The sequence below is a fragment of the Pseudomonas sp. GW821-FHT05D12 genome (assembly GCF_059419825.1).
In genome coordinates this window covers 347,969-361,121 of the sequence record NZ_JBWKSN010000004.1, presented here as the reverse complement: position 1 = coordinate 361,121, position 13,153 = coordinate 347,969, and the positions used below count along the sequence as shown (strand labels likewise).

Genomic DNA, 13,153 nt, shown 5'->3' with positions numbered 1-13,153 from the left:
GACATGCATTTTGACAAACGTCTGTTCCGCCGGCCTGGATGTAGGCTTTGCCTCCCTGGATTACCTGCAGATATTTATCCTGGGCGTAATCCAGGGCATTACCGAGCTGCTGCCGGTGTCGTCCACCGCCCACATGCGGGTGGTGCCCGCCCTGCTCGGCTGGCAGGACCCCGGCTCGGCGTTTTCGGCGGCGATGCAGCTGGCGGCGCTGGCGGCGGTGGTCAGTTACTTCTGGCGTGATGTGCGCCAGGTGGTCACCGGCAGCATCGGTGCGGTGCGCCAGGGCGACTACGACAATCAGTGGTTCAAGCTGGCGGTGGCGATTGTGCTGGCGACCATTCCGATCGGCATTGCCGGCCTGGCCCTGTCCTCGACGTTGAACGCCTGCAACTCGCCGTTGCGCGGGCTGATGGTGATTGGCATTTCCTGCGTGGTGATGGCCGTGCTGCTGGCGGTGGCCGAAGTGCGTGCCCGGCATACCCGCGACATGAGCCAGATGCGCCTGCGCGATGCACTGATCGTCGGCATTGCGCAGATCGGCGCGCTGATCCCCGGCGTGTCGCGCTCCGGTTCGACGCTGACGGCCGCGTTGTTCCTCAACTTCAAACGCGAGGAAGCCGCGCGCTTTTCGTTCCTGCTCGGCCTGCCCGCCATCGCCCTTGCCGGCTTGAAAGAGCTGTGGGTGCTGCTGCACGCCGACATGCCCGTACACGCCTGGCCGCACCTGCTCTTTGGCCTGGTGGTGGCCAGCGTCTCGGCATTCTTTGCGATCTGGGGCCTGATGAAGTTTTTGGAACGGTTCTCCACCTGGCCGTTTGTGATTTACCGCGCGTTGCTCGGGGTGTTCCTGATCGTCGCAGTCAGTACCGGCTTGCTGAGCTAAAACCGCTTCTGTAGTAGCCGGCTTGCCGGCGCCTACAGTTGGGATGCGTACTTCCTGGGTCGTGCTATTGCCCGATCGTTCGGTCGGCCAGCTCTTCCAGCAGGTCGGCCGAGGGCACGAAGAACAGGCCGCCGGTGACCGCCGTGCTGAAGTCCAGCAAACGGTCATAGTTGCCCACCGGGCGGCCGACGAACATGTTCTCCAGCATCAACTCCAGAGGCTCCGGCGAGCGTGCGTAGCCAATGAAGTAAGTGCCGAACTCACCGGCACCCGGGCGGCCGAAGGGCATGTTGTCGCGCAGGATTTTCACTTCCTCGCCGTTCTTGTCGGTGATGACCGTCAATGCGCTGTGGGAGTTACTCGGCTTGGTCTCCTCATCCAACTCGATATCCGAGAGTTTGGTGCGCCCGATCACCTTCTCCTGGGCTTCGACTGTCAGGCCGTTCCAGGCTGTCATGTTGTGCAGGTACTTCTGCACCAGCACATAGCTGCCGCCCTCGAATTCCGGGTCTTCGGCGCCGACGATGGTGAACCCCACGGCCTTGCGGCCTACCGGGTTTTCCGTGCCGTCGACAAATCCGATGATGCTGCGCATGTCGAAGTAGCGAAACCCCTGGACTTCATCCACCACCTTGACACTGTCGCCCAGCGCAGCCATCACGTGGGTGGCGAGTTCAAAGCACAGGTCCATCTGCTCGGCGCGGATATGCAGCAGGATATCGCCGGGCGTCGACACCGCCAGGCGCCCTTCCACACCGAACTCCCGGAACGGGTGCAGCGCCGCCGGGCGTGGTGCGCCGAACAATCGATCCCAGGCATCCGCGCCAAACCCGCAGACACAGGTCAAGTTGCCCGCCGGCACACGCTTGCCCACCGAACGCACCAGCCCGGCGATGTCCGCGCACCAGGCGCGCACGTGGTCTTCACGGCCGGGAGTGACGGTGGCGACCATGAAGATCGCGCTGCTGGTGATCGGGTGGCAGACGGACTGCGGCTCAAGAGGCGGCTGAACGGAGGAAGTCGGCATGGGGCAAATCCAGGCTAAGGGCGAGAGTGAACCCGCGCAGATTAGCAGATCATTTCTGACACTCCTGCCACACATCGCGAATCAACGCCTTGAGCTTGAGCGCTTCGGCCCAGCGATCACTGATCTCGCGACCGTCGGCGCCGGTGATCGCATAGGGCGGCGGGCCGAGTTCGCAGGTGAAAGACAGGCTCTGCGGGGTGTCGGGACGCGCCAGCCAGTCCTTGATCCCGTAGCGCCACCAGCCGGTAAACCGCTCGACCCACGCTTGATGCTGGGGAAATTCGAGCGACACCTGCACCTGCTCGCTGCTCGCCACGCGGCCATGAAAGCCCCAGCTATGACGCAGGATCGTGCGTATCTGTTGATCATCCTCGACGGCCCCCGGCTCGGGCAACTCGCAGCCGACCACGTAGTGCGACAGGTCTGCCAGCAGCTTCAGGTCGGGCATCTGCGCCAGCAGGTCGAGGGTGAACAACAGGTCATTGGTGAGGCGATAACGGTGGGTTTCCAGCAGCACCGGAAAGTCCACCTGCTCGGCGAGGCGCTGCCAGCCTTCGACCAGCCTGGCGGCCTCGGCCTGGCTGCGCGGCCGCACATCGGCTTGCAGGGTCAGGTGATGGCAGCCATGACGGCTGATGACATCCAGCGCCGCCGCCAGATCATCCACCGTTTGCGGGAACAACTGACCTTCGATCTGCAAGCCGCGGGCGCTGGCGGCGGCGTGCAGGCGCGCGACATCCGCAGCTTTCCAGTAGTGGTCGGTGACGCCATCGAAGCCTGCGGCGGCGATACGCTCCAGCTGTGCTTCCAGGGGACCGGGCTCGGTTTGCATGGCCCACAGCGATTGAAATACCAGAAATTGGCGCATATCAGCCTCGCAGCAATTGTTTAAGCGACAGGTCGGGGTCGGCCAGGCTGGTGGGGTTGAGCGGGATGCGTGCACTGATCAGCCGTTCGCAGAGCTTGATGTCCTTGGCCACGCTGTTGCCCGGCGCCCAGCCGCATGCGCCTTGCAGGTGGTGCTCGGCATCCAGGTAGAACAGCAGCAGGCCGCCCGTGGGCAGGGGTCGGCTGACGGTCAGCGCGGTGCTCACGCCGACCGTCTGCAAGCCCCAGTCGTACTGGTCGGACCAGAAACCGGGAAGCGACTCGAACGCCAGCTCGCGCCCCAGCAGGTTCAGCGCGGCGTGCCGGCCCTGGGCCTCGGCATTGCGCCAGGTTTCCTGGCGCTGATACTCGCCGTCCAGGCGAAACTCGCAGACATCGCCGGCCGCGTAGACATTCGGCGCGCTGGTGCGCAAGTGTGCGTCGACACGAATGCCCTGCCCGACGTCCAAGCCCGCCGCTGCAGCCAATTCGATATTGGGCTGCATGCCGATACCGACCACCACCAGGTCGCAGGGCAACCGTTGCCCATCGACCAGCACCACCGCGTCAACGTCGATGGACTCCAGGGCCACATTCAAGCGCACCTCCACGCCGTGAAGGCGGTGCACGTCCAGCAAGGCTTCAGAGATGACCGGCGGCAGCACGCGCCCGGCCAGGCGTGGACCGGCCTCCAGCAACGTGACGTGGCACCCGAGGCTGCGCGCCGTTGCCGCTACTTCGAGGCCGATAAAGCCACCACCGATCACCACCAGCCGGGCGCCAGGGCGCAACGCGGCTTTCAGGGCCAGCGCTTCATCGTGGGTGCGCAGGTACAACACATTCGCCTGGGCGTGGGGCAGGCGGCGTGCCCTGCCCCCGATGGCCAGCAGCAACCCGGCATAGGCCAGCCACTGGCCGTCGGCCAATTGCAGGCGCTGCTGCGCGGGGTCCAATTGGCGCACCGGGTTGCCGGCGATGTGTTCAATGTCCAACTCGGCCAGCCGCGCCTCGTCGCACAGGCTGCACCCCGCCAGATCGATGCTGCCCTGCAACAAGCCCTTGGACAGCGGCGGCCGCTCGTAGGGCAAATGCGCTTCATCGCCGATCAGGATCAGGCGCCCGCTGTAGCCTTCTTCGCGCAGGGTCAGCGCCGCACGGCCACCGGCATGGCCGGCGCCGACGATGATCAGGGCGTCGTTCATCCTGCGGCCGTGACGGCGAGCAACACCCGCCCCGCTTCGACCCGCACCGGATAAGTCTTGAGATTGACGCAGACCGGCGCGCCGAGGGCCTTGCCGGAGCGGTAATCGAAACGCCCGTTGTGCTTGGGGCACTCGATCACGTGGTCCATCACCAGGCCATCGGCGAGGTGGATTTTTTCGTGGGTGCACAGGCCGGCGGTGGCGAAAAATTCATTCTCGGCCGAGCGATACACCGCATAGGTATGTGGCCCGTGGTCGAAGCGCATCACGTCTTCTTCGTCTATTTCGCCCACGGCGCAGACGTCGATCCATTGATCGTTCATGGCGATTATCTCTTGTTTTTAAAGGGGCTCAGCCTGCAGTGGCTTCTGCATGCACGGCGTTCGTGGCGGCGGGCTCGGTGCGCTGGCCAATCGGGCGTTGCACGAAGTACGTGGGATCGCTGCGCTGCTTCCAGATCGTCGGCAGGATCTCTTTGTACGCCTCGAGGATATTCGCGTACGGCGGCGGGCAGTCGCCGCGAATCTCTTCATGCAGCTGCACCAGGGCGTGGTACGGCACCATTGGGTACATGTGGTGCTCGAGGTGGTAGTTCATGTCCATGTAGATAAAGCGCAGCACCCGGTTCATGTAGATGGTGCGGCAGTTGCTGCGGTGGTCCAGCACATCTTCGGCCAGGCCTACGTGCTGGGTGAGGCCGAACAGGTAGCCAAGCCAGGCCCCATAGAGGCTCGGCAGGCCCACCAGCATCAGCGGCAGCCAGCTGTGCAGGTGCAGCGCAGTGCCAATGACCAGCGCATAAATGCCGACCCAGATACGCGCGGCGCGAAACACCTTGGGCCACTCGGATTCGGGGATGAAGTCCTGCTCCTGCGCACTCATCTGGCCGATGGCATGGCGGGCCACGCCACTGAAGGTTTTCCAGGCCAGCGGCAGGTTGAACAGGCTGAGAAACATCATCCACAGGCTGGGCGGGCGCGGCTCGACGATCTCCGGGTCGCGGCCGACAACGATGGTGTCGGTGTGATGCCGGGCATGGCTCCAGCGCCACACATGGGGTTCGAAGATGCACATGAAGCTCGCCACCTGGTACAGCGCGTCGTTCATCCAGCGGGTCTTGAACGCGGTGCCGTGGCCGGTTTCATGCCAGCGCGGGTTGGACGCCGTGCCGTAGAGCACGCCGTAGGCCATGAAGAACGGTACGCAGGCCCATGAGCCCCAGAACCAGTAGCCGCCAAAGCCGGTGACCAGCAGCGCCGAGATCCAGAGGGCGGTGTCGAGCAAGGCCGGGCCGTCGCGGCGCTGCATCAATTCTTTCATGCGTTTACGCGAAATCGGCGATTGGTACCAACTGGCCGAGACCAGGCCTTTTTCCGCCGCGCGGGCAGCCTCAGGGCCGGTCAGGCTGTAGTCACGACGGGTGGGATGAGCGGTGTGTCCAGGCATTGTTATTGTTCTCCGCAAGCGTGGGTGTTCAGGTGCCTTGCGAAAGAAACCATAGAGCCTGGGTAAATCACCCTCAAGGCCTTGAATCCATTCCCTATCAAGCTATCATCCAGGCCCAGCGGGGCTTGATAGTTTTCTATCAAGACGCTCAAGGGGCCTGTGATGAACAACAATAAACGCCCGACCATCGCCACCGTGGCCGCCCAGGCGGGCCTCAGTGTGGCCACCGTCGACCGGGTCCTGAACGCGCGCGCGCCGGTCAATCCGGACACTGCCGAACAGGTGTTCCAGGCCGCCGAAGCCGTGGGCTATTTCGCCGCGCGACTGATCGGCCAACGCATTCGCGAACGCCGTCCCACCTACCGCTTCGGCATCCTGCTGCTGGGCACCGCCCAGGCGTTCTACGCCAACCTCGCACACTCGATCAGCGACGCCGCGCAGCACCACGCCACGGCCAACCTGACCTGTCAGTTCGACTACATCAACGACCGCACACCCAGCGCCATCGTCGCGCAGATCGAGCAACTCGCCGTGCAATGCGATGCGCTCGCGGTGGTCAGCTTTGCCCATCCGCTGATCAACGCCTGCCTGGCGCAAATCCGCGCAGCCGGCGTGCCGGTGGTCGCGTTGCTTTCGGATATCCATGAACACGGCGTCGAGCCCTATGTCGGCCAGGACAATCACGTGGTCGGACGCACCATGGGCTGGCTGCTCGCCCGCACCTGCGGCGCACGCAAGGGCAGCGTCGGGATCCTGTTGGGTGGCCACCGTTTCCTCGGTCACCAGGCGCGGGTCGAAGGCCTGCACAGCTACCTCGCCGAACACGCGCCGGGCCTCAAGCCGCTTGAGCCGCTGATCAACCTCGACAACTGCGATATCACCGAAGAAGCCACCCTCGACCTGCTCACCCGCCACACCGACCTGCGCGGCCTGTGCGTGGTCGGCGGTGGCGGCGACGGCGTGATCAACGCCCTGGCGCAACTGCCCAAGCGCCCGACGCTGTGCAGCATCCTGCAGGAGTCCACCGCGCTGTCCCGCCAGGCACTGAGCCAGGGCCTGATCGATGTGGTGATGGACTCACAGCCCCGGCAGACAGCGCACGCACTGGTGCAGTTGCTGGTGCAATTGCAAAGTGGCGAAGGGTTTGATCCGCTGCGGCATCGGGTGCATATAGCGCCGCAGATCGTGACGTCGGAGAACATGGGGGCTTGAGGGCTGGTGCTTGGGGGACGCGGAGCGTCCGTTGAGGCATTCCCACGCAGAGCGCGGGAACGATCGGTGAGGAGCGTTTTTTCATGGTTTGCAAAGGGCCAGCGAGGCCATCTGGGACAATCCTCGCCGCTGCTGGAATCGGTGGCCCGTCTGCGTTTAGGGTGGCTCTGTGTTCGGAGCATCTTGGGGTGCGCTGCCCCGCAAGACCGCGCCATCGATCCTTACCTGCCCACGCCTACAGGGGGCTGCGAAAATCTGCGGCACTCAGGCCAAACCGGCTCATCTTGTTGTACAGCCCACCCCGCGACACGTTCAGTTGCCGCGCGGCCAGGCGGATGTTGCCGCGGGTGGTGGTGAGTGCGGCGACGATGGCGTGCATTTCGTGGCTGCTCAGGTCCTGGGCGGGCTGGGGTTCGTAGTGGCGCAGCGTGGCGCGCGGTCTGGTTTCCAGGGGTAGATCGGCCGCCTGGATCAGTTCGCCCGTCGCCAGGTTGGTGGCGCGCTCGACGCTGTTTTCCAGCTCACGCACATTGCCCGGCCAGGCGTAGGTCGAGAGCATTTCCAGCACTTCGGGGGAAAAGCCCTGCACCGTTTTACGCAGCGAACGCGCACAGCGCGCAAGAAAGTGCCGCGCCAGCAACGGGATATCTTCACGGCGCATGCGCAGGGGCGGCACGGTCAGGTTCAGCACGTTGAGGCGGTAGTAGAGGTCTTCACGGAATGCACCCTCGGCCACTGCCTGGCTGAGGTTGCGGTGGGTGGCGGCGATGATGCGCACGTCCACCTGCCGCGAGTTCTTTGCACCGACGCGGGTGATTTCGCCCTCCTGCAACACTCGCAACAGGCTGACTTGGGCGTCGAAGGACATGTCGCCGATTTCGTCGAGAAAAATCGTGCCGCCATCCGCCAATTCGAACTTGCCCGCCGAGCCGCCACGGGCCGAGCCGGTGAAGGCCCCTTCGACGTGGCCAAACAGTTCGCTTTGCACCAGGTCCCGTGGGATCGCGCCGCAATTGACCGCCACAAACGGGCCATTGGCACGGTCGCTGGCATTGTGGATGGCCTGGGCGAACAGCTCCTTGCCGGTGCCGCTTTCGCCGAGGATCAGCGTGGTGGACTCACTGCGACTGGCGATGCGCCCCAGGTGCAGCGCGTCCTGGATGGCCCGCGAGGTGCCCTGGATGGTGTCGAAGGTGTAGCTCGCCTGGGTGCCGACGATGCGCCGGGTGATCTCGCGGATGCGCCGGTTTTCGCGCAGGGACACGATCACCCCGCCCTGCTCCAGCGGGCACACCGAGACCAGGCACGCAAGTTGGCTGCGGTTGTGCAGGTGAAAGGTGCAGTCAAGATCGCGAACCGCCTCACCCAGCGCGTCGCTCAATTCACTGCGGCCCAGGCGCTGGAACGGCTGGCCAAGCAGTTCCAGCCCCACGCCGAACAACTGCCGGGCATAACGGTTGAGGGCCTTGATGCAGCCACGCTCATCCAGCACCACCAATCCTTCGTTGAGCACTTCGAGCACCGTTTGCTGTTCTTCCAACAACCCTTGCAGAGCCATTTGCCGCGACACCGCCTCGGCCGCCGCCTGCACCGTGCCCAGGGTATGAAAGTGAAACCAGCCGGGTTCGGCGGTCAGGGTCAGCATGGCCAGCGTCTGGCCCTGGGCGTTTTTGATCGGCGCCGCGGCGCAGTGCATGCGGCGCTGGCGCAGGCCGCTGGCGAAGTTTTCCTCGGCCAGCACGTACACCAGGTGGTCCTCGGCCAGCGCCAGGCCGGTGCAGTTGGTGCCCTGGACCGACTCAAGCAGACGACTGCCAACGGGGGTGATATCCAGCCCACAGAAATACAGGGTGATGCCATCGGCATCGGTGAGATTGATGTGGCCGCGCGGGTTGTAGGCCAGCAGCCCATGCATGACTTGCGCTGCTGCGGCGATCAGCACGCGATGGCTGGCCAGGGTGGCGGCAAGCGTATCGGCGCTGGCAAAGCGGTAGGCGTTGTCTGCCGGGTCGATCCCGGCCTCGACGCTGCGCCGCCATGAATCCCAAATCACCTGGCGGACCGCCGCCGGGCGTTCGACCTGGCCACTCCGGCAAGCCTGCCACGCGTGCTCCAGCGCGGCCACCGGGCCGTCGTTGAGCGCCGCCGGGCCGAGGGCCGTGAGGTAGTCGAGGTCTTGCACGCTGAACGCCATGCTCATCGGATTATCCATGTGTAGATTTTTGACATGTCAGTATAGACATGTCATTTAAATGAACACATTTTGTTTATTTATATTAATTAATCCTTACACATCAATGACTTGTGAATTGGCACAGGCTTTGCTCCCGCCCCTGTGCCTGCCAGGACCGTCCTGGGGCCAACAATAAAAAAGGGGTCACTTCATGAATACACAGAACATCCGCCTGGGTTTGATCGGTGCCGGTCGCATGGGCAGCTTTCACGGCCTTACCGCCGCCCGACATATCCCCGGCGCCTGCCTGGCCGCCATTGCCGACCCGACCCCAGGCCAAGCCGCACGCCTGGCGGCGGAACTGGGCGTGGAGAAGGTCTACACCGACCCGCAGCAGTTGCTCGACGACCCGGACATTGACGGCGTGCTCATCGCCGCCCCGGCCCGCAGCCATGCCGAACTAGTGATCCGCGCCGCGCGCGCCGGCAAGGGCATCTTCTGTGAAAAACCCATGGCCATCACCCTCGATGAAGCCGACCGCGCCATCGCCGCCGCTGCCGATGCGCAGGTTCCGCTACAGGTCGGGTTCAACCGACGATTCGCCAAGAGCTTTCGCACCGCGCACCTCGACGTGGCGGCCGGGCGTATCGGCACACCGCAGCTGTTGCGCTCGTTGACCCGCGACCCGGCGCTGAACAACCCGGCCAACTCGCCGCAGTGGGTGATCTTCCTGGAAACCCTGATCCACGACTTCGACACCCTGCGCTACCTCAACCCCGGCGCCGAAGCGCTGCAGGTGTATGTGATGGCCGACGCGCTGATCGCCCCGGAATACAAAAGCAAAGGGTTCCTCGACACCGCCGTGGTTGCGATCCGCTTTGACAACGGTGCGATTGCCACCGCCGAAGCCAACTTCCAGGCGGTGTATGGCTACGACGTGCGCGGCGAAGTGTTCGGCAGCGCGGGCATGCTGAGCATGGGCAGCCTCAACGAGTCGGACCTGGTGCGCTACCTCGCCGAGGGCATCCAGGCCGACACGCAGCGCATGGACACTGACCTGTTGCGCGACGCTTACATCGCCGAGCTCAACCATTTTGTCGACTGCCTGCGCACCGGCGCCCAGCCCCTGGCCAGCGGCGAAGACGCGCGCTCAGCCCTGGCAATTGCCCGCGCCTGCATCGAGTCGTTTGAAACCGGCAAGGCCGTGGCCGTGCAGGGAGCCCGCCGATGATCCCGTTCAAACTGGCGATCAGCGCGGAGATGGTGTTTCTCGACCTGCCGTTTGTCGAACGCGTACAGCGCATTCATGCACTGGGTTTCAGCGCCGAAATCTGGAGCTGGACCGACAAGGATATCGCCGCACTGGCCGCCACCGGCGCCGACTTCACCTCCATGACCGGCTATATCAGCGGCACCCTCACCGACCCCGACGGCATCCGGTCATTGCTCGACAGCGCACGCGAGTCCCTGGGCGTGGCTGCGCAGCTGAACTGCCCGAGCCTCAACCTGCACGGTACCGGACTGGGTGAAGGCGGCCTGCCGGTGCGGCCCGTCAACCAGACCACCGGGCGCATGTGGCTGAGCGCGTGCAAGACCCTGGAAAAAATCGCACGCCTGGGCGAAGACGCCGGTCGTGTGTTCCTGCTGGAAAACCTCAACACCGAGGTCGACCACCCCGGTGTGCCGTTCGCCCGCGCCGACGAGACCCTGGCGCTGATCGAAGCCGTTGGCAGCCCGCACTTGAAGATGAACCTGGACCTGTACCACGCGCAGATCGGCGAAGGCAACCTGATCGAACTGATCCAGCGTGCCGGCAGCGCCATCGGTGAAATCCAGGTAGCCGACGTGCCCGGGCGCCAGGAGCCGGGCACCGGCGAGATCCACTACCCGGCCATCGCCAGGGCCTTGCACGCCATGGGTTATACCGGCGTGGTCGGCCTCGAAGGCTGGGCCAGCGGCGACAGCGAGCTGGCCCTGGAGCGGTTCCGTCAAGCGTTCACCCTATAACAATAAAAGGAACATTCTCATGCATCGCTATTCATTGATCGTTGCCGCATTTCTCCTGCTGTTCAGCCAATGGAGCTTCGCCGCGTACCGCATCGGCGTGAGCATCGCGCGGGTCGACGATAACTTCATGACCTACGTGCGCACCGGCCTTGAAGCCGCCGCCAAACAACAGGACGTGCAGATCCAGTTCGAGGACGCCCAGGGTGATGTGGTGCGCCAACTCAACCAGGTCGAAGGCTTCCTCAACCAGAAAGTCGATGCGGTGATCGTGCTGCCGGTCGACACCTCGGCCACCGCCAACATGACCCGCGCCGCCGTCGCCAGCAAAATCCCGCTGGTGTACGTCAACCGTCACCCGGACGAACGCACGCTGCCCAAGGGCGTGGTCACCGTGGCCTCCAACGATATCGAGGCCGGGCAACTGCAGATGCGCTACCTGGCGGAAAAACTCGGTGGCAAGGGCAATGTGGCGATCATCATGGGCGACCTCGCGCAGAACGCCACCCATGACCGCACCGAAGGCGTCAAGCAGGTACTCAAGGACTTTCCCGGTATCAACATCGTCGAGCAGCAGAGCGCCGAATGGCAACGCAGCAAAGGCATGGACCTGACCAGCAACTGGCTGCTGGCGGGCACGCCGTTCGACGCAATCGTGGCGAATAACGATGAAATGGCGATCGGCGCCGCCATGGCATTGCAGCAGGCGGGCAAGGCCAAGGGCGAGATTGCAATCGTCGGCATCGACGGCTTGCCCGATGGCTTGGCCGCGATCAAGCGCGGGTTGCTCACTGCCTCAGTGTTCCAGGACCCCAAGGCCCAGGCCACCCAAGCGGTGCATTCGGCGCTCCGGATGATCAAGGGTGAACCGATTGAATCGGAAGTGTGGGTGCCGTTCGAATTGATCAAGCCCGAGCAGGTGGCGGTGTTCGAACAGCGCTACAAATAGGCGGGTACATGAAGATCCACATGCGGAGGCGGTGGATCAGCTACATCATGGTTGACTGACCCACCGCCTTCGCGGGCAAGCCCGCTCCCACAATGGAACTGTGTCAGGCACAGGAATCAGGTCAGCCCTTCCACAATCTGTGGGAATTGAGCCAGGCACAGAATTCAGTCCAACCACAAATCAGTGTGGGAGCTGGCTTGCCTGCGAAGGCGGTGGGTCAGCTGCATCATGGTTGACTGACACACCGCCTTCGCGAGCAAGCCCGCTCCCACAGTGGAACTGCGTCAGGCAAAGGAATCAGGCCTGCCCCTCCACAAACTGTGGGAACTGAGCCAGTCACAGAATTCAGTCCAGCCACAAATCAGTGTGGGAGCTGGCTTGCCTGCGAAGGCGGTGGGTCAGCTACATTATGGTTGACTGACTCACCGCCTTCGCGAGCAAGCCCGCTCCCACAGTGAAACTGTGCAAGGCACAAGAATCAGGCCAGCCTCTCCACAAACTGTGGAACCTGGGCCAGGCACAGGATTGAGGCCGGCCACACGCTCACCGGCTGTCAGTCCAGATCACTCGCAGCGTGCCGCTCTGCCAGCTGCTCTTCCGGCGCCCCGGACACTCGGTTCACCCGCCGCCCGCGCTGCACGGCAGGTCGCGCTTCGATCGCCTCGGCCCAGCGCAGTACGTGCTTGTATTCATGCACCGACAAGAACTCCGCCGATTCCCCATACAAGCGGCCTTTGACCAACCCGCCATACCAGGGCCAGATCGCAATGTCGGCGATGGTGTATTCATCCCCGGCAATGTACTCGCTCACCGCCAGGCGCTGGTCCAGCACATCCAGCTGCCGCTTGGTTTCCATGGCAAAGCGGTTGATCGCGTACTCCATCTTGCTCGGCGCATAGGCATAGAAATGCCCGAAACCACCGCCCAGGTACGGCGCGCTGCCCATCTGCCAGAACAGCCACGACAGGCACTCGGCACGCGCGGCGGGCTCTGTCGGGAAGAATGCCCCGAACTTCTCCGCCAGGTACTGCAGGATCGCGCCGGACTCGAACACGCGGATCGGCTGCGCACCGCTGTGATCCATCAAGGCCGGAATCTTCGAGTTCGGGTTGACCGCGACAAAGCCGCTGCCGAACTGGTCGCCGTCGCCGATCTTGATCAGCCAGGCGTCGTATTCCGCGCCGGTGTGCCCCAGGGCCAGCAGCTCTTCCAGCAGGATGGTGACCTTCTGCCCGTTGGGCGTGGCCAGGGAGTACAGCTGCAGCGGGTGCTTGCCCACCGGCAAGACCTTTTCGTGCGTCGCGCCGGCGATGGGCCGGTTGATACTGGCGAAGGTGCCGCCACTTTCGGTGTCCCAGGTCCAGACCTTCGGGGGTACGTAGTCGGTCAT

12 protein-coding genes are annotated in these 13,153 nt (G+C 64.0%); 5 read left to right on the top strand and 7 right to left on the bottom strand.

The features are described from left to right. Positions 1-10 precede the first annotated feature (10 nt). Entirely contained in the window at positions 11-883 is an 873-nt protein-coding gene (locus AC07SI_RS09650; RefSeq protein WP_120448203.1) for an undecaprenyl-diphosphate phosphatase, read from the top strand. Between the two features lie 64 nt (positions 884-947). Here the strand turns inward: AC07SI_RS09650 and AC07SI_RS09645 are convergent, their stop codons facing one another. The 5 genes from AC07SI_RS09645 to AC07SI_RS09625 are packed head-to-tail and all read right to left on the bottom strand — an operon-like array spanning position 948 to position 5,425. After that, positions 948-1,910, bottom strand: a complete 963-nt coding sequence (locus AC07SI_RS09645) for a Dyp-type peroxidase (RefSeq protein ID WP_495005616.1) — start codon at positions 1,908-1,910, stop codon at positions 948-950. Positions 1,911-1,959: 49 nt separating this feature from the next. Continuing rightward, entirely contained in the window at positions 1,960-2,778 is an 819-nt protein-coding gene (locus tag AC07SI_RS09640; protein WP_495005615.1) for a sugar phosphate isomerase/epimerase family protein, read from the bottom strand. A 1-nt stretch (position 2,779) separates the two neighbouring features. Then, positions 2,780-3,979 (bottom strand): NAD(P)/FAD-dependent oxidoreductase, encoded by a 1,200-nt coding sequence (locus AC07SI_RS09635; RefSeq protein WP_495005614.1) that lies wholly within the window; start codon positions 3,977-3,979, stop codon positions 2,780-2,782. Then, the gene (locus AC07SI_RS09630) at positions 3,976-4,302 is read right to left on the bottom strand and encodes a MocE family 2Fe-2S type ferredoxin (protein ID WP_065905839.1); all 327 of its coding nucleotides are present in this window, start codon (positions 4,300-4,302) and stop codon (positions 3,976-3,978) included. The genes AC07SI_RS09635 and AC07SI_RS09630 overlap by 4 nt, the downstream gene beginning before the upstream one ends. A gap of 28 nt (positions 4,303-4,330) precedes the next feature. Continuing rightward, positions 4,331-5,425 carry a fatty acid desaturase family protein gene (locus tag AC07SI_RS09625; protein WP_495005613.1) on the bottom strand — a complete coding sequence of 365 codons (1,095 nt, stop codon included), beginning with the start codon at positions 5,423-5,425 and terminating at the stop codon, positions 4,331-4,333. 162 nt (positions 5,426-5,587) lie between these two features. On the opposite strand from AC07SI_RS09625, the gene AC07SI_RS09620 reads away from it, so the two are divergent. Further along, positions 5,588-6,637: a LacI family DNA-binding transcriptional regulator gene (locus tag AC07SI_RS09620; RefSeq protein ID WP_065905835.1), complete on the top strand. Its 1,050-nt coding sequence runs from the start codon at positions 5,588-5,590 to the stop codon at positions 6,635-6,637. 235 nt (positions 6,638-6,872) lie between these two features. Here the strand turns inward: AC07SI_RS09620 and AC07SI_RS09615 are convergent, their stop codons facing one another. After that, positions 6,873-8,837 carry a sigma-54 interaction domain-containing protein gene (locus AC07SI_RS09615; RefSeq protein ID WP_495005682.1) on the bottom strand — a complete coding sequence of 655 codons (1,965 nt, stop codon included), beginning with the start codon at positions 8,835-8,837 and terminating at the stop codon, positions 6,873-6,875. A 184-nt stretch (positions 8,838-9,021) separates the two neighbouring features. Between AC07SI_RS09615 and AC07SI_RS09610 the strand changes: the two genes are divergently transcribed. Genes AC07SI_RS09610 through AC07SI_RS09600 form a run of 3 tightly spaced genes read left to right on the top strand, consistent with a single transcriptional unit; the run spans position 9,022 to position 11,763 of the window. Continuing rightward, complete coding sequence (locus AC07SI_RS09610; RefSeq protein WP_495005612.1) at positions 9,022-10,041, top strand: Gfo/Idh/MocA family oxidoreductase; 1,020 nt, start codon at positions 9,022-9,024, stop codon at positions 10,039-10,041. Continuing rightward, complete coding sequence (locus AC07SI_RS09605) at positions 10,038-10,817, top strand: TIM barrel protein (protein ID WP_106804396.1); 780 nt, start codon at positions 10,038-10,040, stop codon at positions 10,815-10,817. The genes AC07SI_RS09610 and AC07SI_RS09605 overlap by 4 nt, the downstream gene beginning before the upstream one ends. Positions 10,818-10,836: 19 nt before the next feature. Further along, a complete protein-coding gene (locus tag AC07SI_RS09600) occupies positions 10,837-11,763 on the top strand; it encodes a sugar ABC transporter substrate-binding protein (RefSeq protein ID WP_495005611.1) in 927 nt (308 codons plus the stop codon). Between the two features lie 553 nt (positions 11,764-12,316). Here the strand turns inward: AC07SI_RS09600 and yghU are convergent. After that, positions 12,317-13,153: a glutathione-dependent disulfide-bond oxidoreductase gene (yghU, locus tag AC07SI_RS09595; RefSeq protein ID WP_106804398.1), complete on the bottom strand. Its 837-nt coding sequence runs from the start codon at positions 13,151-13,153 to the stop codon at positions 12,317-12,319.